Raw genomic sequence first — 24,989 nt, 5'->3', positions numbered from 1 at the left:
TCATTCCTCAAATCTATAACCGTAACCACGCACAGTTTGTATGTAATCACTTTTTTCATTTAATTTTATTCTTAGCCTGTTTATATGTGTATCTACTGTTCTTAAATCACCATAGTAATCATAGCCCCATACTTTATCAAGTATTTGTTCTCTGCTTAATGCCTTTCCATAATTTTCCGAAAGATAAGTCAATAGTTCATACTCTTTGGGACTTAAATCAATTATAGAATCATCAATTGCAACTTGATGTGCATTATGATCTATTGTTAATCCATTAAATTTTTTCACATCGTCATTCGTTAAGCTTGTTCTTCTAAGTACAGCATTTACCCTAGCTATTAATATGTTAGGGCTAAAAGGTTTTGAGATGTATTCATCTGCTCCAATATCTAATCCAAATACCTCATCAAATTCTTCTCCTCTTGCTGTTAACATTATTATTGGAACTTTAGATTTTTTTCTTATTTCTCTACATACAGTAAATCCATCATATTCAGGCAGCATTACATCAAGAATTATCAAATCTATATTTTCTTCCTTCCAAAACAATTCCATAGCCCTTTTACCATCTTCTGCCTCAATAGTACTATAACCTTGTTTTTTTAAAAAGTCAGTCACAAGCTTTCTTATTAATGGTTCATCATCTACTACCAATATCTTATTTTCCTTCATCCTATCCCTCCGCAAATTTCAATATATTAATTAATTATAAGTATTTTTTGTTACAACTATGTCACAAATTCTATATAAACGTCTTTTTATAAATATTGATTAAATTTAAGACATATGATTATCACATACGTAATCCCTATTAAAGCCATAATGCATATACAAAAATAAGATTAAATTTCATTTAAATTACCCCATATTTAAACATTATAAAGTTTATATATGAGGTAACTAATTCTTACAATTATATTCTCTTATATTAAAATTTCCATTTTACTCAATTCCAGTCACTGTTACATTTAATAATTTTACCATTTTTGGTCCTTCAAAATTATTATGCTTTTGGACTTCTTTGGATAAAAACATTTCATTTTGCAATTCATTTATATTTCCGGAAATAGAGCCACCTGTAACGGAAGTAGAATTTTCCCCATCGGAATACCAAGCAAGTCTTATCTCCCCACAAAAATCTCCAGTTAGTTCATCTACAGTAAAATCTGAAAATGCAGCTATTTCAATATGCTGTTCATTTTTTAATTCACTGATTGTTTTACTTCCACCCAAAACTATCATATTATCTATTGTTCCAGTCGGTTGTACATTCAAATAATGACCATATCTATTATCCGCAATGTATCTTTTTAATATACCTTTTTCTAATATAGTCACAGACTCTAAAGGAAATCCATCTTCATCAAAGCTTGCCGAACTAGTTGAATTTTTCATAAATGGATCAAGTATCATTGTTATAAGATCACCCGCAACATATTCACCTTGAATCTTGTCACCTATTTTCCATGTAGATTCATTTCTATAAACTGTAATTGCATTACTTTTTGAATAATAAAAAGAAAATATATCTTTAACTGCATCACCAGTAAGTAATACATTTGTTTTCTCAAGCTTAGGGGTGTTTTTTGCTATAGCTTTTTCTTTACATATATTAATTATCTTTTCAACCTCTTTAGCCACTTTATCTTTATCTAACTCAGAAAAATTCAAGCATTTATATAATTCTACTTCTTCACTTGCTTCTTTCCATGTAGTAATAAATTCAACCATACAGTCATAATTTATAGATTCTGTATCTACTCCTTCAGAATTTACAATATGAGTATATACTTTGTTCAAAAAAATTTCACAGGAATTAATTCCACCTTTTTCATAATTATCGTTTCTATAAACTGCTTTTGTTATTTCGCTCATCCAATATGGCAGACTTTCTCTTTCAAATTCACTTGTTTTCATTGTTTTATATTTTGATACTGGTTTCACTAAAGGATAATACGGATTCTTAGCATATTGTGCTGCAAATAAAGCATCATCAACTGACTTTTCTATTTCTTCATGACTCATTGTTGGATGTATATTTGTTGTTGCTGAACCTCTATATGTTTTTCCATTTTCATTAATATCTTTATAAACTGTTATTTTGAAATGATGTACATCTTTAGCTCTATCCATGTCAATATTCTTTTTTACAAAGAAAAGCTCATTTGACTCCACTTTACTTTCAATTATCCTATAGCCATCAATTTCTGTATTATTTATAAGAATTTGCTTTATTCTTTCAAGCATTAGCCTAACCTCACTTTCGCTTTGATGTATGGTCCGCCAGATGAAGTCTTTACAAATTCTTTGTAGCCTTTACCGCAATATCCTGCTCCATCTAGCTGAACCTCTTCAGAGACCATAGAAATTGATTTTAATAAATCAGGAACAAAACCTGTAATTACTACTGGGGATATTAACTTCCCAGTAAGTTTTCCATCTTCAATTTCTCTACCCAAAAGGACTATACATTGAATCCCCCAGTTTTTAGGGTCTTCCATTCCACTAAATACTCCTTCAAGGAGATAACCATATTTTATTGAAGCAATCATATCTTCGACTTTATCATTTCCAGCTTCAAAAAATGTATTTGTCATTCTTGCATAGGCTTTTCTTTCAAAGGACTGTCTCTTACCGTTTCCTGTTGGAATAGTTCCAAGTTTTATTGCAGACAACAAATCTGAGATGCCATTCTTTAATATTCCATTTTCTATTATTACAGTATTTGTTCCTATGGTTCCTTCATCATCAAACAAATATGAGGACATATGCTTAGCTGCTGCTGCTCCATCATGCATAGTAGTTGAAGCAGAAGCTACCTGCTTTCCTATATATTCTGCACCCTTAGCTCTATTCTTCACAAACATATCCATTTCAACCCCATGTCCGAAAGCTTCATGAGCAATTAATCCTGATACATCTGGAGCACATATTACATCATATTCACCAGGTTCTACCGTCTTAGCATCAAGTAACTTTATACTTTGTTCTACAATACTCCTATACTTTTCTTTAAGTTCATCAATTATTTCAAAGCCCTTTAATCCTGAAAAAGATTTATAGCAGTATTTTGTTTTCTCTTCTCTTCTCGCTACAGAAAATATATATCCCTCTCCCAGCATATATGATTGTTCCAATTCTTTCTTATTAGACATAAATAGCTTTGATATATGATAAGTATTATATATCACATCCACATTTACAATTAAATCTGAATAAGCTAAAGCATCATCTTTGATCTCTACTAAGGATTTTATAATCACATCAGATCCTATTTCTTCTGGATTTATCTTAACTTCACCTAAAAGGTTGTCTCTAATCTCGTCTTCTTCTATTATTTCATATGAATTTATAGATATATCCTCAGAAGCTTTATTGAGTTTATTATTAATATTTGTTACAATAGAATCCAATTTTTCCTCACTTAATTCATTAAATGAGTACTCTGAGTAATTTATTCCATTATGTATTCTTATAACAAATCCCCTTTCAACTAACATAGAATCATTCACATCTATTCCTGCTTTTGACACTCTAAAGCTTTTTCCTTTTGTATCTGTTCCAAGTACTGAGACATATTTATAATTTTTAGATAGCATAGTGATTAACTTACTTATAACTGGTTTACTGCTCACTAAAAATTTTGAGTTTGATACCTTCACTAAATCTCCTCCTTTTTTAACCAATCAAAATTTATACTTTAATTTAAAAATATCACAATTTAGTTTTTAATAATCACAATATATACCATTATACATATATTTTCTTAAATTTTATAGAATACAGAAAATTTTTCAAAGAACTCTAGAAAATCTTTTTTATTAGTTATATAAAAAAGGTATCTTTTGATTTTTCAAAAGATACCTCTCTGGTAATCATGACATTATTCTATTAACTGATCCACGCTCCATCTGAACCTACTTTATACCCATTAATTATAGTATTATGGGCCATTGCCCCACTACTAGTATATAAGTAATAATATTTACCATTAATATCTCTAAACCAGCCTGTAAGCATTTTCCCCTGTTTATCCAAATAATACCAACTTCCATTTACAAGTTGCCAGCCTTTTTTCATAGCTCCATCATAGCCCAAGTAATACCAATTTTCATTAATATACTGCCAACCTGTTGCCATATTTCCATCATAATTAAGATAGTAATCATTCTCCCACATATTCTTTACTGGTTTGCCTAAAGTATCATTATATTGCCACTGCCCATTTACTAACACCCATTGATTAGCTTTAATTATAGTTGCAGTTTCATTATTATTTGTACTATTATTATTTGTATTGCCTCTAGTTATATTTAATGTATATGTTCTTTTATTATCATCATCATCTTCAACTGTTATTTTTATTTCATTATTACCTTTATCTAATGATACTGTTTTTTTAAATTTATCATCTTCATCAACTTTTGATCCATCTATTCTAACTGTGTAATCGTCATATTCGTCACTATCACAATCGGGTTTTGCGGCAATTGAAATCTTATTTACTGATTCAGCTACATTTACATTATAGCTTGAAGTATTCTTTGAGAAACTAATATTACCATCACTTAAGGAAAGGCTCTTTAAATACACATCATCATATTCATCATCTTCATCGTCATTTGAAGAAGTCGCAGTGCATTTTACTTTTATAGTATATTGGCTAGTATAAGAATCATCACTATATTTCACAGTTCCAGGATCATCATCATATGTTCTTATAATGAGCGTTGTTGTTGAATCCTTTGACAAATCAATGGAACTACTTATCTTAATCCCTTTCGCTGAATTACTTTTGCTTTTAAATATTCTAACATGGCTTGAGCTAACACCTTTTGTAGTAACTTTTATTGTATCCGATGAAGTTTTTGCATAATAAATTCCATTATCTTCTAATTTATCATCATCTACTTCATTCTTACTTTTATAGTCATCCTCATCATAAGTTTTTATTGTACTTCCATCAGATGTTTTTAATTTTACACTAGTTAAATCTCCACTAGCTGCATATGCCTTTGTGCTAATTAAACCAAAGCTTGTTCCCGGTATAACTGCACCAAATGCACTAACTGTGAGTGCAATTGCAATCACTTTTTTTAAGTTTTTATTCATATTGTCACTCCTCTAACTTTATAAATATCAACTTATCTTATTACTCTTGCACCGGTGACTACTTTATAAGTTTCATTGATATGGTATAACTGTATTTCCACTATATAATACAATATAGAATACCACTTTTGGTACTTTTTTAATAACTCATTAGTAAATCAACTTAAAAATCCCGATAAATCCTGGACCTAGACATATTTTTCTAATTTCATTATAAAATTTTCTCGCATCTAAGCCTTTTTTATTATAAATAATAAAAAACTGCAAATTCATTTTTTTGAATATTGCAGTTTTTTAAGTATATACTCTATTTTAAGAATAATTCGTCTCTACAAATGGTCTTAATACGATTTCATCTAAAGCGACACTCGTATCTATATCCAGTGTCTTTAATATTGTATCTGCAGTATTTTCCGGGCTTAAATAATCCTCTCTTTCCTGAGCTCTAAATGGAGTATTTATTCCACCTGGATATACGGAACATACTCTTATATTATTCTTTCTCGCTTCTTTTCTAAATACTTTAGTCAAACCATCTAAAGCACTTTTAGCTGCCGTATAAGCTCCATTACCTTCATTTGAAAATAAGCAGCATGTTGAAAGTATATTTATAATTACCCCTTCTTTTTTCACTTTCATATATTTATAGCACTCTTCTATAAATACTAATGGTGCTATAGTATTTACCTTTAACATTAAATTCATATCTTCGATTTTAATGCTTTCCACTAAACCTCGTGCAGTGTTTGCTCCAGCACAATTAATTAGCACATCTATCGTACCAAATTTATCTCCTGCATTATTAACAAATGAAATAATCTTATTTTCATCTGCAATATCAAAATTTTCATAAAATATATTTTTTCTATCTTCCTCATTTATTTCATCTAAAACACACTTCATTTTTTCTTCTGATCTGCCACAGAACGCAACCTTAGCTTCCATTTTTATTAACTTTAAAACTAAGCTTTTCCCAAGACCCGAAGTGCCTCCTGTAACAACAACACATTTATTCTTCCAATAACTCATAAATAATCCCCCTTGATTTTTCCTTTGATTTTTTTGCTTCTACTAACGTACATTGGTATTTTTTATGCTATGTAAACTATACCATATTTTTATTATTTATCCTATACTAATAAAAAATTAATATAAAAAATCCACGTACTACTATAGTAATCCGCAGATTTTCTTTTTAAATATAATACTTTCTTACTCTACACTCATCTCTAGAGCTTACTTTTAATTTCTTCTCTTTCCATATTAGTTTCATCTCTTAAGCTCAAAAGATAATTTATAAAACCTTCTCTTAAGTCATCGCGTTTTAAAGTAAACTCTATATTTGCTTTCAAAAAGCCTAGTTTATCTCCAACATCATACCTTTTTCCCTCAAAACAATAAGCATATACTGCTTCATGCTTTGTTAATTCTTTTAACGCATCGGTTAATTGCACTTCTCCGCCCTTACCTGGTTTAGTTACTTCTAATATATCAAATATGTCTGGTGTTATTATGTATCTTCCAAGAATGGCTATGTTAGATGGAGCTTCTTCAATCTTCGGTTTTTCTATCATATCACTAACTTTATACAATCTTTCTTCTATTTCTATTCCCTTAACTATTCCATACTTAGATACATTTGATTCTTCAACTTCCTGTACTCCTAATATAGAAGTCTTGTATTGATCGTAACAATTTATTAACTGCTTAAGGCATGGAACTTCATTATCTACAACATCATCTCCAAGCATTACTGCAAAAGGTTCATTTCCAACAAAAGTTTTAGCATGCTTTATTGCATCTCCAAGACCTTTAGGCTCTTTTTGACGTATATAATAAATATCTACCATATTTGATACATCTTTCACAAGATTAAGTAATTCTTCTTTATGCGCATGCTCAAGCTCATCTTCAAGCTCTACAGACTTATCAAAATGATCTTCTATTGCTCTTTTATTTCTACCTGTAATTATTAATATTTCCTCAATTCCAGAAGCTACAGCTTCTTCTACAATATATTGAATAGTAGGTTTATCTACTATTGGCAACATTTCTTTGGGTTGTGCTTTTGTAGCTGGCAGAAATCTTGTTCCAAGACCTGCTGCCGGTATTACTGCCTTTCGTACTTTCATAGTGCTTCACTCTCCTCTTTTTCAAATCTTAAAGAAAATTTTTTAATAGCATTATCAAAAAGAACTTTTAATAAATATGCAACTAGAAATATATTTAATATCGAAGTAACTTCAAGACAATTGTTAAAAATTGTTGTATTGTTTCTAAATAAAACTGTAGAAATATTGATATAATTAGTGATACTGAATCCTATAGCCAATAGAAAAAATCTTCTGTCTTTCAGGTATATTAATGCTAATATTGCTATTGCTTCTGCTGGAAATAAATATCTTTCATGCATTCCAACTGAAAAGGTAAATACTCCTGATATTTGAAGTAAAGCTATGGCCGAAACATATTTTCTATCATTTCCTTTTATGTAAATGAACCAGCCAATTAATGTTGTTAAAACAATAAATATCATTCCTAGTGTATGATAACTTATCGAAAATAATTCAGTATTATAATCTTTGTAATTTCCTCCAATTAACCCAAAAAAATTAAACGCATTTATTGAAGCATATGGATATTCTGATATAGTCTTTGTGTACAAATTAATAATCCATAAAGGATTTTGAGAGTTTAATGAAAAAGGAATAATTATTATTAAGGCAGTAATAAATGCTGAAATTGCCGAATATACAAAGTTCTTTATTGTTCTTTGCCTTACTAATTCAAAAAAAAGTATTGGAAGAAATATTATTCCTTGTGGTTTCATAAGTATTGCAGCTGCAAACATTCCTGACGATAATATATATTTCTTTTCAGATAATAAATATAATGCTATAACAATTAGCAATGTGAAGAATGAATCGACTTGTCCCCAAAATGTAGAATCAATGAACACAGCTGGATTAAAAATATAAAATGCTCCTAATAAAATACTTATATATACGCTTAAGTATTTCTTTCCAAGTTTATATATAAAATATGATGTAATAATATCTGATATTATTGATGGCATTTTTAGTATCAACGTATAATATGAATTAACACTAGATAAACTTGCAATTTTTCCGATTAGCCCCAAAATATATATATACAATGGCGGATAATCTGCCTGCCTAGCACTAGCATAAAAATTAGAGAAACTATTTGCTGCAGACTGTGCCCAATCTCTAAATAATGCGATATCACCACTAAATCCCTGCATAAGCGTTGCTGCTGCAACTCTTAATAGAAAACCTACTGCTAATACTGTAAATACCAAGAATTTTTCATCTTTTAAATTAATTTCTATCCTTTTACGTCTAAATAGATAATACCCCAAACAAGATACTATTAAAAATATCCCTCCATATATGTTAAGCTCTAGGACATACTTAAAATTTTCACCACTGCCCCTTTGCATATTACCTCTAAACTGTGCTAATTGTCCATTTCCATTATTTCCTCTTTGATTATTATTAAAGTCACCTTGATTGTTTCTATTCTGCTGTGATTGATTATTATTTCTAGATCTTCCTACCCCTGGGATTCTCATATCCTTACTCCCATTTTCTTGGTTGTCCTGCATCTTATTACTACTATCTGTATTTGCTCTATCTGATGTTACAGCTTTATCTCCAGATTCACTTTTATCATCACTAGAAATAGAATTATTTCCGCCAAAATTCACCTGACTATTTTGCATAATTTCATTACTATTATTAATCTTATAATTCTGAAGAGCATATACACATGTAACTATTGATAATGCTAATACAAATATTAAAATAACTCTAAGTATATACTTCTTATATCTTCTATTTTCCATTATTCCTGTTTCCTTTCAGCAAAATTATTAAAATAAGGGGTTAGTTTTTGCTAATTTACTCCTAAGCTATAAGAGTTACAACAAATACTTCCCCTCACTTCAATAGTTTATATTCTAAATATGCTTTTACTTTAAAGTATCTGCTAAATCTTTCAAATCATATAATTGTTCTGAATTATTTCTACCAAAATTCTGCCCATTTGAGTTTGAATTTATGTTATAACCTTTATTATTTGATCTATCAGTACCCAAGTCTTCATTTTGCATATTTGTAGTAGTATCTTTATATTCACTTTCTGGAACCACTTTTCCATTTTCAGTTACCCAGTTCATAATCTCATTACTTCCACCTGGGCCTCCTCCACCTGTTAATACATATCTTACTTCTCCATTCTTAACCAATTCCTTAAATTCATCTAAAGTAAGTATATTATCTGAACCAGAGAAACCTCCAAGCGCCATAACTGATTCACCTGATTGTATTATTATGCTGTCAGCACTTTGTGACGAAGAAACTACAAGTGAATACTTTTCTGTTGTTATATTATTCTTTAAGAAATCAATAAGCTTTGAACTGCTTACATTATTTCCCCCACCAAAAGACATTCCACCCATACTCTTTTCTCCACTTGAAAGAAGCTCTAATCCTGCACAAGGAATTGTACTATTTACACTATGAGTTATTGCTGCACTTGCACCAATAAATGGAGTAACTAAAATCCCTATTGTAGCAATTCCTAGTAATACCTTTTCTAAATTCATATTCTTATTATCATCTAAATTAATATTATTTTTACTCTTAATGAATGTCCTTATATTTAATATTGCTAATATAGCAGAAGCTGCAAAGCATAATATTAATGATCCTAAAATCACATTTCTTATAACTGTTGATAAATTACTTGTGAAATATGATAACATCATCATATGAGTAATACCAGTTATAGCAAATGCTATTGGTAAAAGCCAAGCTTTCCATCTGCCTTCTTTATAAAGTTCCCACATTGTGGTAATTCCAATTCCAGCTAAAGCTGCTGCTGGAGGTGCCATCATTGTTAAATAATATGGATGGAATAACCCTGTTGTATAACTAAAGTATATAAATTCAGGAACTAACCAAGTAATCCATAATACTAGAGACACTTTTCTTTGATTATCTAATCTAAATCTTAATTTTTCTTTTATTGCACCTGCTAAAAATCCTAATAATGCAAGCGGTAAAAACCAAACTATTTGATCTGATAGACTGCTTTTAACGAATAATCTTGTAAGACCTGATTTTACTTGTGATCCAAAAGAACCTTGAATACCACCTTGACCTCCTCTTCCTGGTCCTCCACCTTGACCTGCTCCACCATCTTGACCTCCTGGTCCTCCACTAGGTGGTTGCATATTGCTGCCATCTTGGTTTTCTCCATTTGATGGTGTCCACGACATTCCTTGATTATTCTTATCACCTTGCGCTGCTGTTCTTCCTTGGTTATTTCCATCAGGAGCTCCTTGAGGCATTTGTTGGTTGCTATTATCCTTGCTACTATCGCTTAAATCTGTTGTATCTTGTGTTTGTCTTTTTCCATCATCTTTATTGCTGCCTCCACCAAAACCTTTATTTGAATTATTACTAAGACCAAGTCTCTCTAACCCATTATGTCCAATTATTAGTTCCATTTCACTATTATTTGTACTGCTACCTACATATGGCCTATTCTGTGTTGGCACTAAATCTACAATCATAGCCCAAGAAAAAGATACTGCTATTAATATAACGCTCCCAATAATAAGATGCCCAATCTTCTTCTTAAATGAAATAGTTGACGAAAATAGATATGTAATATAAATAGCTGGTCCAATCATATATGCTTCCAGCATTTTTATATTAAAGCCAATCCCTATAAGCACTAAACTTATGTAAAGATATCTGGCTTTTCCATGCTCTGCTGCCTTTGTAATCGCTAAACATGCAAAAAGTAATGTCACAACAAGTAAATTGTCTATAGTATTATTTCTGCTTGCAGCAACAAAAACTGGAGTTACTGCAAGGCATACAGCTGAAATAATGCCAGCTAGACTCCCAAAGGACATTTTAACAAGATAATATATTAAATATACTGAAATTACTCCTGCTAAGCCTTGCGGTAAAAGTATGCTCCATCCGCTGAAACCAAATATCTTAGCAAAAATAGCCTGTATCCAAAACCCCATTGGCGGTTTATCTATTGTTACAAAACTTCCGGGATCAAAGGACACAAAAAAGAAATTTTTAAGACTCAAAGTCATGCTTTTTACTCCAGCTGCATAATAGTTATTTCCATAACCTTCTATACCTATATTAGCAAAATTTAATATTGCAGATAATATTAAAATTAATGAAACACTTATATTTTCCTTAGTTAATTTTATCTTATTCCTCATTTATCCTCCTACAGCGTCTTTTGTTCTAAGTTAACAATTTTGAACTTTTTATCGCTTCTAGTGTAATTTTTTGTACTGTCAATTATATAAATAGGCCTTCCTTTACTTTCATCGAATATTCTTCCTATATATTGTCCCATTATACCGATACATCCGAGTATTACACCAAACATCATCATGTTTATTCCAATCATTAGTGTAAAATTTATAATGCCATTTTTATTAAAAATATCCTTCACAAAATCTGAAATTATTAAAATAATTCCTAGTATAAAAGCTAAAACTCCTAAATATCCTGCAATTACAAGAGGCTTATATGATAAAGCAGTTATACCATCAGAAGCCAATTTCAGCATTTTTTTCAAAGGATATTTAGTTTCCCCTGCAAATCTTTCTTGTCTTATGAATTCCACATAAGTTTGTTTATATCCAACCCAGCTTACAAGTCCTCTTACATATCTATTCTTTTCTGGAAGCGCAATTAAAGCATCACATACTTTTCTATCTATCAGTCTAAAATCCCCAGCATCTACTGGAACATCAACGCTTGTCATACTTCTTAGAAGTCTATAATACATTTTAGCTGTAACCTTTTTAAAGAAAGTCTCTCCTTCTCTTTTTACTCTTTTTCCATAAACTACTTCATAGCCTTCCTTCCACTTTTCAATCATCTTAAGCATAACTTCAGGCGGGTCTTGAAGGTCTGCATCTATTACTATGACGGCATCTCCAAGTGCTAAGTCCATTCCTGCTGTTATTGCAGCTTGATGACCAAAGTTCCTTGAAAAATTAATAAGTTTTATATTTTCATCATTGTTGCATATTTTTTCCGCTTTTTCTCTTGTCTTATCTTTACTTCCATCATTTACAAACACAATTTCATAATTCTCTTTTGTTGTATCCATAACTTCTTTTAATCTTCTATAACTTTCATCTATAACAAGTTCTTCATTATATAAGGGTACTATAATAGAATAAATTACTTTTCCATTCATTTTTATCACCTCAAATTATGTCATTATTTAAATAGAAATACTATCTCTAGCTTTCTCTAAGCTATATTTGTATTGTAATAGTTAATTGTCACAGTTCTGTTACAGTCCAATTACAACTCCTCTACAATTTTAATGTAAAAATTCAAGATTTGAACTCTCACTTTTTCTTATGAGATTTCTTCAAAAGTTGTTGACGTTGTGAACTGTGCATTGCAAATTGCAATATATATAGTTATCTATGATATAATTATTGAATATAATAATTTCTATATTTATGAAGGTGATATTTTGAAAATTGGTAAATTTGTTGAATCTAACAATCTAACTATAGATACAATAAGACATTATATGGATTTAGGCTTAATAGTTCCTCAAAAACTAGGAGGTCAATATGATTTTGATGAGAAATGTCAGGAGGATTTAGAAGATATACTTTCTTTTAAAGAATTAGGCTTTACTCTTAGCGAGATAAAATCTATTTTTCTATTTAAGCATTTTGCAAAACTCACCCACTACCAAGAAAAAGAATGTTATAAAGAATTATTTATAAACAAAGATAAGCAAATTAAAAATCAAATTAAAGACCTTACTGAAGTAAAGCAAAGACTTGAAGGAAAATTGGATGAGCTTTCACAAATTAAAACTGGAAATGAATCCATCATTGGTATTAATCTAAAATCACTTAATCTTTTTAAATGCTGTAAATGTGGTAGTGATTTAGAGCTAAGTGAAGCAAATATAATAAACAATCAAATTATTAACGGAAAATTATCTTGCCCTTGTGGCGAAGAATATTTTGTTGAAGAAGGAATACTTAAAATCGGAAAAAATACTCTATCTACCCAAATTAAATTTAATCTTAACTACATTATTGAATATATAACTGATACAGATATCCATTACCTCGATAATTTGCACAAAGGAATGGAATGGATATATAAAAAAGTGGATTTTTCAAGCTTCAAAAATAAAGTAATGCTCGAATTAGGCTCTGGTTTTGGCTTCACCCTAAGATATATCTATGACGATCTGCCAGATGACATGACATATATAGCAGTAGACCATGATATTAATAAGCATAAATTTTTAAAGAAAGTCCTTGAAATAGCTAATTGTAAAAAAAATATAGTCTTTATCTGCTCAGACTTTCTTCAAATTCCAATAAAAGATAAATCTGTTGACATACTATTAGATCTATCTGGTACGAGCAATTACAGCTTCTCTAATGAAGATTTCTTATTATCAAAAATAGATGATCTTATAAAAGATACTGCTTATTTTATAGGGGCATATATTCTATTTAAAAACTTTACTTTAAACAGCCTGATAGCTGATAAATATAAAAAGAACTTTATTTTAACTAATATCAAAGTAGAGATTTCTAAACTTAAGTATAATATTTTAGAAGAAAATAAATCTAATTATGTAGAAAAGGGGGGTAAATACGAAAATTATTTTAAAGTTGGTGAAAAAGTATATTCTTATTATATATTAGGACAAAGATAGGGTTACCCCCATCTTTGTTCTATTTTCATAGAATAAATTTAAAATTTATATCTTGATGTAGCCATATGACCATGATTTAGAATTTATTTATCTTTAAAACTAGAGAAATATTCATGCTAAATCTAAGCTATTACTTATTGATTTAGCATAAGTATTACTTTAACTAAAGAAATATTATCTTTTAAGGAATGATAAAATGCTCCAAACAAAAATTAAGTTCAACAAGGTTACTCAAAATAAAGATTTACTAAATATGTCTCTGTTTTCTTTGGCAAGTTCTATTTTCCTCTTTGGAACCTCTGCATATAATTTTGCCATAAGCCTACATGTATTAAAAATCACAAACTCTGGTTTGAATTTTGCAACGACACTTATACTAGGTGTTTTATCAGTCATAGCTGTAACTCCTTTTGCCGGAGTCCTTGCTGATAAGCTCAATAAAAAATTAATTTCTATCACCGCAGATATACTTAATGGCTTTTTACTTATGTTTATATATTTATTAATCAGTAATGGATACACTTTAGACCTTAAGATAATTTACATTAGCACATTTTTCTTAAACTTCTTTTCTACCATATATGGTATAAGTATTGAAGCTGCAAAACCAAACTTGGTTCACGAAAACAAACTTATTTCTTTAAATTCAATAAGTAAAGTTATTGAGTCCTCAGCATCTATATTGGGGCCAATGGTTGGTGGGCTATTTTTTGCGATATTAAATATAAAATATTTTATTTTCATTAATAGTATATCTTTTATTATTTCTGCCGCTCTTCAGCTGCTCATAGATTTCAGATTAAATTACTCTGAAGTTTCTAGTAATAACAAAAAACTTAGTTTTTACGCTGATATAAAGGACTGCTTTATTTACCTAAATAAAAGAGAAGATATTATTAAAATGACTATAATTTTCGTTGCTATAAACTTTTTTATTGGCCTTTCAATAAATATTCCAATGCCTTATATAATAAATAATATAATACAATTGAATACAAAACTTTATGGATTAATTCAATCGACTTACTCAATAGGGGCAATTTTAGGTGCTATTACACTAAAGAAGATTATAAAAAATTTCTCCTTAGAAAAAATAATAAAATCAGCAACTATATTACTGTCAGCCTGCATGATTGCTGTTGGCTTTTCAGTCATAATACAAACCAAAATATCTGATGAGACATTTATATTAATATATTTTGTTTTAGTAACTATTCTAATTGGATTTTCAATTTCATTTATAGATATTCCTATTTTTTATTTTCTGCAAAAAACAATTTCAGATGAATTTAGAGGCAGAGTCTTGAGCTTAGGAATAAGCATAGCAAAAATAGTTCTTCCAATTGCCCTAATTATTTCTGGATACTTGATAAATCAGGTTCCATCATATCTTTTATCTATAGTTGGAGGGATACTACTTTTTATTTTCACCCTACTATTTATTAGGACTGTTTAAATTTATAAAGTACTGCTCTTTTGATTCAAAATTGTAATTGTCTAACTTGTCTATAGTTTATTACAATTTTCAAATTGCCCTTCATTATACTTATGAAATTATACTAATACCACTTATAACTTTAAACAAATCAAGTGCAACTACTACTATTATTAAAATAGATGTAAAGAATTTTGACATAATACCGTCCTGCATTTTATTTGCCTGAAGCCATTTCTTAATGGAACTTCTATAATATAAAAGAAATATAATCAATATAATTAAGCCAATATTTATAAAGCTATAATTTACAAGCTTTTCTGTTTCTGAATTTAAGCCAATAGCCATTTGTGATATAATTTGAACAGAAATATTATTAATAATATGTAGTAATATAGTCAGCTTAATTGAGTATTCCATAGCTAAATATCCTAATACAATTCCAAGTCCTATTGCCATAAATATTTGAAAAAAGTTTCCATGCATTAACCCAAATAATATTGCTGAACCCAAGATGGCAACTTTTTTCCCATACTTTTCAAGACTCCTAAGAATTGCTCCCCTATAAATAAATTCTTCAATTACTGGCCCTAGTATGCATGAGTAAATAATCATTGGAATCGCTAATTCATTTAAAGATTCTAAATCTTCTAGAGCTGAATTAGCACTTAATCCCATAAAATTAAGTCCTAATTCTAGTATATCTGAAAAAAACACCAATAAGCTATTTGCTGATAATACTATAACTAGTCCTATTATTACAGTTTTCATTGTAAAATCTTTGTTTTTTATCTTCAAGTCATATTCAAAAAACTTTCTTCCTCTATAGATTAAGAATGGAATGAATGAAAGCATAACTGCAACTATACTCATTACTCCGCTATAAGTTCCATTGTTTAAAATCCCAGTTAATTGGTCATAGCTAGTATTGGGATTTCTTGCGGTCTGCACTGCCATAACAATCATTGCAAATACTATAGCAACTATATATACAATTATTTCTTTCATTAAAATTGTAAGTCCAAGTTTATTAAAATCTCTTTTAATTAATTTTTTGATTATTTGGGGTTCATTACTCACTTATGTCACTCCATTTCTTTTACTTAATTCAAATAAATTATATTCTGGAGATGACTAATAAATTCTTATTTTCACCTAAAAAAATAGATGATTTGAAATCATCTATTTTATAAAATAAAATTTAAAGTTTACTATTTTTCATTTAAAAATCTTTTAAATATATCCTTCCATACTCTCGATTCGCTTATATGAATTTTCTAAGATCTCTTTTGGATAACCTACATACTCTAAAAGTTTAATTGCATTTCTCGTTTTAGATATACCTCTTTTTAGTTTATAATCGAACTTAAGTCCATTTTTCTCATCAATTTCTTCACTAAAATAATAAAAATCATAATTTTCCTTTAGCATTTCTGAAAGTTCTCTATCATGAGTTGCAACAATACATATTGCTTTTCCTTTATTAATATAATTAAGAATCTCAGCTGAAGAAGAAATTCTTTCAAGAGGATTTGTTCCTCTAAAGATTTCATCAATTGGACAAAAGACAGGAATTTCTTTTTCTGATGCCTTAATTATTCTTAAAATCGCTTCTGCTTCTGCTAAATAATAGCTCTTTCCATGGATAATATCATCTTTTGGGCTAATAGATGATACAATATTTAATAAACAACCTTCATATTCCTTCGCTAAAGCAAAATTGAAAGTTTGTGCCAAAAGTATATTGGTGCTTACCATTCTTAAAAATGTAGATTTTCCTGACATATTTGTACCTGTTAAAACAATTCCATTTTTTGCTATATCAATAGAATTTCCAACAGGTTTCTTAAGAAGTGGGTGTATCCCATCATTTATTTTTAATGATGTTTCTTTAATAAATCTAGGACTAGTACACTTTTCTTTATTTTTATTTTCATAAATAGCAATAGAAATTAGTGCATCAAGCTCTCCAACCAGATAATATAAATCTAGTATTTTATCTTTCCTCTCCAATAACTTTTCATTAGTTTTATAATACGTAATTTCTTCTATCAAAAACGGAATGGAAATTAGTTCAAATAATCCATCAAAGGAATTTACTATACTAATTAAGCAAGTAGACTTATCAATACTTTTTATTTCTCGTAACACTTCTCTAATCCTAGTTATATATGATTGAATTTCCTCATTTTCAATTTTGGATAATTTCTTTGCTGCACTAATTAAATCTCTTAAATATATAAGACCAATAGCATTTATATTTTCATGCTCTTTTGTATGAATATATATTTGAACAAAAATATCTATCATTACCAACATCATTAAATCTGGTTGTTTAAGAATAATGGCAGCTGCTATCAATAAGATAGGCAATACACCCAAAAAAGAATAAATAAAGAACTTTGATTTATTCACGTGAATGATTCCATTCATCATTTCTATTAATCTATTTTTTTTATCATAAACCATATTACAAAATATCCTTCTTATCTCCACTGTCAAATCAATATTTTCTTTAAATATATCTATTAATTTCCCTCTTTCTTTTAATTCCATTTCATCTATAAGTGGATTTCTAAGCATTGTATATAATACAGATTCTCCTTCTGCTGAATAAGTTCTATCTAATTTATAAAATACTTCATCCATAATTAAGTCATCCCAAGTTTGATTATCTAAAGTAAATTCATTTTTGGCCTCTATATCAAATAGTGTTCTTATTTTATCAATATCTCTTTTTTTATTTTTATCTGCATTAAGATCCTTCTGTATAAAACTTCTACTAACATTAATATTCATCTCCTACTCTTTTCCCCCCTTATGTAAACTATATACCAAATTTAATCCAACATTATCTTCAAATTAAAATATAATATAATCCTTAAGCATTTCTTTCAATCTTCTTTCGTTTTTTATATTTATAGGTCAAACATTTCTTAATTATAGTTTTTATTCATAAATATGTCAATTTTAATGTTATTTCACTTTTTTAGTTTCTCAAAACAAAAGGACCTAATAAAATAGATAACTTTTTGTTTTCTATCTTATAGGTCTTTATAAGAATTTAAGAATTGTACTCTTCCAAAATCTTAATTAACAAATTAAACTATATTTATTCTCTTTCAACTACTAATGCAGTTCCTTGTCCTCCACCAATGCACAAGGTAGCAAGTCCTTTCTTTGCATCCCTTTTCTTCATGGCATGTAATAATGTAACTAATATACGCGCACCAGATGCTCCTATTGGATGACCTAAGGCAATAGCCCCTCCATTAACATTTACTTTATTCATATCTAACTTTAAATCTCTTGCTATTGCTATACTTTGTGATGCATAGGCTTCATTTGCTTCAATTAAATCTAAATCTTCAGCGTTTAAGTTTATTTTATCTAAAGCTGCTTTTGTTGCATGGAATGCACCATATCCCATTATTGCTGGATCTAGTCCTGCTGAACCATAAGAAAGGATCTTTGCAAGTGGTTTTATACCTAACTGTTTAGCTTTATCTGCACTCATTATAACTAAGGCTGCAGCTCCATCATTAAGACCTGACGCATTTCCTGCTGTTACTGTGCCATTTTCTTTGAAAATTGGTTTAAGTTTTGATAAAGCTTCAATTGTATTTCCGAATCTAGGAAATTCATCTGTATCAAAAACTACTTCACCTTTCTTTGTTTTTACAACTATAGGAACTATTTCTTCCTTAAATTGTCCACTTTTTATTGCTTCCTCAGCTTTATGTTGAGATGCTAATGAAAATTGATCTTGTTCTTCTCTTGTTACATTCCACTTTTCAGCTACGTTTTCTGCTGTCATTCCCATATGATAGTTATTAAAAGCGTCCCATAATCCATCTTGAATCATCTCATCTACAAATTCTCCATGTCCCATTCGTTGACCCCATCTTGCATTTTTCACTAAAAATGGAGCACCAGACATATTTTCCATACCACCAGCAACAATTATATCTGCATCTCCTGCTTTTATAATTTGAGCCGCTAAACTAACTGCTCTTAAACCTGATCCACATACTTTATTCAATGTTAAAGCTGGAATTTCTATAGGTAGTCCTGCTTTAACTGCTGCCTGCCTTGCAGGATTTTGACCCAACCCTGCTTGAAGAACATTTCCAAAGATAACTTCACCAATTTCTTCTGATTTTATATTTGCTCTTTTGACTGCTTCCTTTATTACTGCTGCACCTAATTCTACTGCTGGTACATCCTTTAATGTTTTTCCATATGCTCCTATTGCAGTTCTTACTGCACTTACTATTACTACATCTCTCATACTATTATTCCTCCATAATTCATGCTGATATTTTTAATAAATATTAATAGACTAGTTTGTTTATTTTTTATTTAAAAAAATATTTTTTTCTTCTTCACAAGATAAATATTAGACCAGTTCGTCTATTTTGTCAACTAGTCTAATAAATTTATTTATAATTATAAGAAGCTTTTATATCCTCTACACTAATTGTAAGTAACCCTTCTCTATCTCTTATATCATCTTTAATGATTCTATCTGCTTGTTTCATTTTTATTTTTTCATAATATTTTCTGACCAATCTTCCATTTCCAAAGTTCTTATCTTTATTACTATACTCCTCTTGAAATATACCCTTTAAATTTTCTTTCGCTTCATTCGAAAGAATATAGCTTTCTTTTTCGCATAATCCTTCGAATATTTTCATTAATTCATCAGGATTATAGTCTGAAAATTCTACTGCGAATTTCACTCTACTTTCCATTCCAGGATTTAAATTCACTAAATCTTCCATTTCCTTTGTATATCCAGCCATTATCACTACAAGTTTGTCTCTACTATCTTCCATCTCTTTTATCAATGCTGCTATTGCTTCCTTTCCGAAGTCACTACTAGTGCCCCCAATTAAGCTATAAGCCTCATCAATAAATAATATCCCTCCATAAGCTTCTTTTATTTTATTTAAAGTTTTAGGTGCAGTTTGGCCAACATATTCTCCAACTAAATCTGCCCGTGTAACTTCAACCATATGACCTTTCTTTAACACACCAATAGCTTTAAGAATTTTCCCTATAATTCTTGCAACAGTCGTTTTTCCTGTACCAGGGTTTCCCGTAAATATCATATTTAATGAGATATCCTCAGTATTTATTCCCATTTCCTTTTTTCTATGTTGAAGCTCCAAAGTATTTATTATTCCTTTTAAAATACTTTTCACATCGTCAAGTCCAACAAGCGCATCTAATTCATCTTGTAATTCTGACATTTTATCACGTGCGTAAAATTCAAGATTTATTCCAAAATCCTCAGGAGTAAGCGTAACTAATTCTTCCTTTGAAACTTCACTATCTCCAATTCTAAATGCTTTCTCCCTTATTGCAGACTCTAATATATTTCTAGCTGCTCTTGCATTAGAAAAATTATCATCTACCTTCTCTATCTTTATTTTTTCTAAAAAGGCTTTTTCTCCGTCTTCATTTATTTTATAATAATTTTCATTTGCCATACTTTTTACAATTTCAACCAATTCGACATCATTATAATCTTCAAATTCAATTTCTAAATTAATTCTGCTCCTAAGCCCTGGGTTTAACTTCATTAGATTTTTCATTTCTCTTGTATATCCTGCTAGAATGACAGTAAACTTAGCTCTGCTATCTTCCATTGCTTTAATTAATACTTCTATGGCCTCTGCGCCATAATCATTACTGCCTTCTCCCCCCTTTGCTAAGGAGTATGCTTCATCAATAAAAAGTACTCCCCCCATAGCTCTATCTATAGCCTTTTTTGTGAGTTTTGCGGTTTCGCCTATAAAACGCCCTACAATTTCACTTCTATCTACCTCTATTAATTGACCTTTTTCTAAAATCCCCAGATAATAAAATATATCTCCAATCAGTCTGGCAACGGTAGTCTTTCCAGTTCCTGGATTACCTAGAAAAGCAAAATGATAACTCTGATTGATATTCTTTTCGATTCCTAAAACGTTTGCTCTGTTGTTTTCATATTTAATAAGTTGCACAATTCTTTTTATTTCAGCTTTGACAGTATTTAATCCAATCAAAGCATCAAGTTTATCTAAAGCTTCCTGCAATAAAACTGAATTTTTATTTTTATCATCCTTCTGAACAATTTCTGCATTTGAAAAATTATTTTCTATATTTCGTTCTAAATTAACAGCTTTATCTTTCTTATATTCTTCCTCATGATTTTCACTTGTCTCATTTAAATCTTCATTTTTCAATCCCATATCTATAATATCATCTATTGATGATTTTACTCTGCTTTCATTAATTTGAAAGTCTTCACCAATACTAGGTTCGTTCTTATCTTGTTTACTATTAAGGACTGCCCCTTGACTAAGTTTAGCTTTATTAAGAACTTTTTCATATATTTTTGATACATATTTTGCCGCCTTTTGAGCAATATAGGAATCTGAATTTTCAACTATACTTTTCCTACACTCTTTTAAGCATTCAAAATAATCACCATTAATATATAAAAACTTTATTATATCAAATTCAAGTTCATCATCATTTCCTAAGGCTCTAGCTTTGTTTAATAACTTTAGAATCTCACGTTTATTTTCTCCTTGAGCTATGCAGCATTTACTTAATAATCTTATAGCTTGAAAAGTTTGGTTATCGATATTTACTGCTAAAGTTGCATACTGAAATGCTTCATCAAAGTTATGTCTGCGCAATTCAATCTTACCAAGAGTTATTATTGCATCTAAGTTATAATTATCAAGTTCATAGGCTTTTTTTGAATAATTATAAGAGTTTTCAAAATCATTTATCTCAAAAAAGCAGCATCCTATAAGACCTAGGTATTTATTATTATTTTCATCATAATAAATAGCTTTTTTTAAGCACTCCGTTGCTTTTAAATATTCCTTGCAATTATAATAAGTCAATGCTAGAAGATAATGTAGACCTGGATGATCATTAAAACAATTTATAGCATCAAGTAATATTTTAGTGGATTTATCATAAAAACAATTATTATTATATTGTTGTATTTCACTTTGAAATTTATGAAATTGCATTTTATCATGTAAGTTTGTAAATTCCATATTTCCCTCCTCACTAAAAAGCGTACTTATGTTAAATCAATTTAAATTTCCTCATCTCCAAAATTATATCATAAGTCCATATTTTTTCATATTCTTCCTTTAAACTTGATACTTTTTTGTAATGCTTCGTACATCTATTCAAATATTCATAGCTTTATATGATTATTGGAAATTTCTCTGCTTAAGCATTTTTATATTTCTATTAAGATAATATTTAAATAAACAAATAGGAAATTACTTTTTTCTTCATATAAAATAAGACCATAACAAGGACTTATCCCCCACTATGGTCACAATATACAATATTAATTATTTTTACTTTTTATTAGCTATAGGAAAATAAATAACAAATCCAAAGTTGTCATGGATATTTTTTCATCAGGCAAATAGACAAAGTGCCCTCCCAGCTGGTGTGTTAGGGAACATTGCTGCCACAGTATGACGAAAAGCAGTCTAACAAATTGACTTATTATTTTTTGATTTTGCCTTAAATCTATTATAGTTTTTTAATTTTTTAGAGAATTTATAGATAATGTTGATTTTCATTTATTATTAAAGAACTGTAAATATAGGAATTAATAACTACCGGATTAAATTAATATTCTATAATAATAAATGCCCTAAAAAATCAACATTATCTAATTTATAACTGACTATTATAAACCCCTTAACCAGTTATAAAAATCCTTTACCATAAAATCTCTCTTTACAAGAATTATTATACTTTAACATAATGAAGAAGTATATTATACAAAAGTATAATATTTTACGATTTTTAATTAAATTTTATACTAAAAATAAAGTACATATCCGAGCTATTTTCTTTTAAAAACACCAATACGCATATCTATAGTAATAATCATTGAATCATATGCTTCTAATTTTTCTTTGTTTTCCTGGGTGGACTTCCAATAATGAGGTGTCATCTTTAATAAGCTTAATATTTCCTCTTTGTTTAAATTAACATCAAAGGTAACATTTGCTTCCTTAATATAGTCATTATCCTGCTCGTCTGCTTTATACACTTTATCATTTAAATGCACTTCTGAATATATAATATTTCTTAACTGTATTAAATGATTTGTTCTAGGCAGTACTCTGACAAAAATTCCATTATTCTTTAGTACTCTATTACATTCATTTATATCTATAGGACTAAATACGGAAAGAAGGCAGTCTATGGATTTATCATCTACAGGTATATTAAAATTATTTCCGACTACAAAGATACATTCTTTATTAGCTTTACTAGCATACCTAACAGCCTCTTTGGATACATCCATGCCATAGAAATTCGCTTCTATACTTCCTTTATTCATATAATTTTTCAAATTAGTTAAATAATAACCTTCCCCACATCCTAAATCCATAACATTAAAACTATTATCATCAGATTTTTCTAAAGTTTCAACAATGATTTCATTAATTTTATCAGAAACTGGCTTATAATATCCTCTATTTAAAAATTCTACTCTCGATAGTACCATTTCTTTAGAATCCCCTGGATTTTTACTTCGTTTTTGATTACTGATTAATAAATTTACATAGCCTTCTCTTGCTATATCATATGAATGATTGTTATTACATCTATATGTCTTTTTTAAATCATCCTTAATTATTTTATCCTTACAAATAGGACATAATAATAATGCCTTATTATAAATATTATTCATAATGAATAAACCTCCTTGCCATCTATTCCAGTCTTTACACTATACACTTTTTATGCTTAATTCGCAACTTCTTTGCTTCTTAGATTCATATTAAAACATTTTTCTTAAATTAATTAAAATTTCTATATATTAATATAACTAACTGAAATAGCAGAAACCTCCTGTATTTCGGTTAGTTATTAAAAATTTAAACTTCACATAACTTTTATATTAATGCTGCATCTACTAAAATTACTTGACATATTCCGTAACTAAATCTGTAAAAAGAATTCCATCTAAATGATCTATTTCATGACAAAAACATTTTGCTAAATCCTTAGTTCCTGTTAGTATAATTTTCTTACCATTTTCATCAAGTGCTTCTACTGTTACCTTCTCTGGTCTAATTAATTTTCCAAACACATTAGGATTACTTAAACATCCCTCTATAACTTCCTGCCTACCTTCTGCACTTATTATCTTTGGGTTTACTAATTTTATTAATCCTTCCCCCATATCTATCACAACAAGCCTTCTTAATACTCCTATTTGTGGTGCCGCAAGACCACCACCATTTTCAGTATTATACATTGTTTCAGCCATATCATTTAGAATTTGTCTTATCTTATCGTCTACAACTTCGACTTCCCTGCTTTTTTTTCTTAATATCTCATCACCAAAAAGTCTAATTTTTCTTAATGCCATTTAAATCACACCTCTGCTTTGCTGTGCTCTTGATTTTCTTTCACTTTCTTCAAAAAGAAATATTTCTTCTATTTGACAATGAAATATTTGTGATAAATCGTAAGCCAGCCATATTGATGGTTCATATTTTTCAGTTTCAATAGCATTAATTGCCTGCCTTGAAGTTCCCACAAGCTCTCCCAATTGTTCTTGAGTTAAGCCAAAAGACTCCCTTAATTCTTTCAATTTATTTTTCATTAA

At 29.2% G+C, this 24,989-nt stretch carries 18 protein-coding genes; 2 read left to right on the top strand and 16 right to left on the bottom strand.

The features are described 5' to 3' along the window. The 9 genes from CDLVIII_RS15905 to CDLVIII_RS15865 all read right to left on the bottom strand — a co-directional run bounded on the left by CDLVIII_RS15905 (window position 1) and on the right by CDLVIII_RS15865 (window position 12,387). Complete coding sequence (locus CDLVIII_RS15905; RefSeq protein ID WP_009170470.1) at window positions 1-672, bottom strand: response regulator transcription factor; 672 nt, start codon at window positions 670-672, stop codon at window positions 1-3. A 270-nt stretch (window positions 673-942) separates the two neighbouring features. Then, a complete protein-coding gene (locus CDLVIII_RS15900; RefSeq protein WP_009170469.1) occupies window positions 943-2,247 on the bottom strand; it encodes a metallopeptidase TldD-related protein in 1,305 nt (434 codons plus the stop codon). Further along, a complete protein-coding gene (locus tag CDLVIII_RS15895; protein WP_009170468.1) occupies window positions 2,247-3,662 on the bottom strand; it encodes a TldD/PmbA family protein in 1,416 nt (471 codons plus the stop codon). The genes CDLVIII_RS15900 and CDLVIII_RS15895 overlap by 1 nt, the downstream gene beginning before the upstream one ends. A gap of 229 nt (window positions 3,663-3,891) precedes the next feature. Next, window positions 3,892-5,112, bottom strand: coding sequence for a cadherin-like beta sandwich domain-containing protein (locus CDLVIII_RS15890; RefSeq protein ID WP_009170467.1), 1,221 nt, complete (start codon window positions 5,110-5,112; stop codon window positions 3,892-3,894). A 312-nt stretch (window positions 5,113-5,424) separates the two neighbouring features. Beyond that, window positions 5,425-6,141 carry an SDR family oxidoreductase gene (locus tag CDLVIII_RS15885; RefSeq protein WP_009170466.1) on the bottom strand — a complete coding sequence of 239 codons (717 nt, stop codon included), beginning with the start codon at window positions 6,139-6,141 and terminating at the stop codon, window positions 5,425-5,427. Between the two features lie 200 nt (window positions 6,142-6,341). Continuing rightward, window positions 6,342-7,244, bottom strand: coding sequence for a UTP--glucose-1-phosphate uridylyltransferase GalU (galU, locus tag CDLVIII_RS15880; RefSeq protein ID WP_009170465.1), 903 nt, complete (start codon window positions 7,242-7,244; stop codon window positions 6,342-6,344). Then, window positions 7,241-8,980, bottom strand: coding sequence for a glycosyltransferase 87 family protein (locus CDLVIII_RS15875; RefSeq protein ID WP_009170464.1), 1,740 nt, complete (start codon window positions 8,978-8,980; stop codon window positions 7,241-7,243). Before CDLVIII_RS15875 ends, galU begins: the two co-directional genes overlap by 4 nt. Before the next feature lie 126 nt (window positions 8,981-9,106). Beyond that, window positions 9,107-11,392, bottom strand: coding sequence for a glycosyltransferase family 39 protein (locus CDLVIII_RS15870; protein ID WP_009170463.1), 2,286 nt, complete (start codon window positions 11,390-11,392; stop codon window positions 9,107-9,109). 8 nt (window positions 11,393-11,400) lie between these two features. Further along, a complete protein-coding gene (locus CDLVIII_RS15865; protein ID WP_009170462.1) occupies window positions 11,401-12,387 on the bottom strand; it encodes a glycosyltransferase family 2 protein in 987 nt (328 codons plus the stop codon). Between the two features lie 288 nt (window positions 12,388-12,675). On the opposite strand from CDLVIII_RS15865, the gene CDLVIII_RS15860 reads away from it, so the two are divergent. Continuing rightward, window positions 12,676-13,893 (top strand): MerR family transcriptional regulator, encoded by a 1,218-nt coding sequence (locus CDLVIII_RS15860; protein WP_035302371.1) that lies wholly within the window; start codon window positions 12,676-12,678, stop codon window positions 13,891-13,893. 196 nt (window positions 13,894-14,089) lie between these two features. Next, complete coding sequence (locus CDLVIII_RS15855) at window positions 14,090-15,349, top strand: MFS transporter (protein WP_009170460.1); 1,260 nt, start codon at window positions 14,090-14,092, stop codon at window positions 15,347-15,349. A 90-nt stretch (window positions 15,350-15,439) separates the two neighbouring features. Here CDLVIII_RS15855 and CDLVIII_RS15850 read toward each other — a convergent pair whose 3' ends face one another. The 7 genes from CDLVIII_RS15850 to CDLVIII_RS15820 form a co-directional block, all read right to left on the bottom strand. Next, window positions 15,440-16,408 (bottom strand): type II CAAX endopeptidase family protein, encoded by a 969-nt coding sequence (locus tag CDLVIII_RS15850; RefSeq protein ID WP_009170459.1) that lies wholly within the window; start codon window positions 16,406-16,408, stop codon window positions 15,440-15,442. Between the two features lie 153 nt (window positions 16,409-16,561). Beyond that, on the bottom strand, window positions 16,562-18,127 hold the full coding sequence (locus tag CDLVIII_RS15845) for a DNA mismatch repair protein MutS (protein ID WP_009170458.1): 1,566 nt from the start codon (window positions 18,125-18,127) through the stop codon (window positions 16,562-16,564). A 313-nt stretch (window positions 18,128-18,440) separates the two neighbouring features. Then, on the bottom strand, window positions 18,441-19,619 hold the full coding sequence (locus CDLVIII_RS15840) for an acetyl-CoA C-acetyltransferase (protein ID WP_009170457.1): 1,179 nt from the start codon (window positions 19,617-19,619) through the stop codon (window positions 18,441-18,443). 148 nt (window positions 19,620-19,767) lie between these two features. Beyond that, window positions 19,768-22,392 (bottom strand): AAA family ATPase, encoded by a 2,625-nt coding sequence (locus tag CDLVIII_RS15835; RefSeq protein ID WP_009170456.1) that lies wholly within the window; start codon window positions 22,390-22,392, stop codon window positions 19,768-19,770. An 815-nt stretch (window positions 22,393-23,207) separates the two neighbouring features. Then, the gene (locus CDLVIII_RS15830; protein WP_009170455.1) at window positions 23,208-24,065 is read right to left on the bottom strand and encodes a putative RNA methyltransferase; all 858 of its coding nucleotides are present in this window, start codon (window positions 24,063-24,065) and stop codon (window positions 23,208-23,210) included. A gap of 231 nt (window positions 24,066-24,296) precedes the next feature. Next, the gene (gene def / locus CDLVIII_RS15825; protein ID WP_009170454.1) at window positions 24,297-24,749 is read right to left on the bottom strand and encodes a peptide deformylase; all 453 of its coding nucleotides are present in this window, start codon (window positions 24,747-24,749) and stop codon (window positions 24,297-24,299) included. Beyond that, window positions 24,750-24,986 carry a helix-turn-helix transcriptional regulator gene (locus CDLVIII_RS15820; protein WP_009170453.1) on the bottom strand — a complete coding sequence of 79 codons (237 nt, stop codon included), beginning with the start codon at window positions 24,984-24,986 and terminating at the stop codon, window positions 24,750-24,752. Window positions 24,987-24,989 lie beyond the last annotated feature (3 nt).

The sequence above is a fragment of the Clostridium sp. DL-VIII genome (genome assembly GCF_000230835.1).
In the GTDB taxonomy this organism is placed as follows: Bacteria; Bacillota; Clostridia; order Clostridiales; family Clostridiaceae; genus Clostridium.
This window is presented reverse-complemented; position numbering and strand designations above follow the sequence as displayed.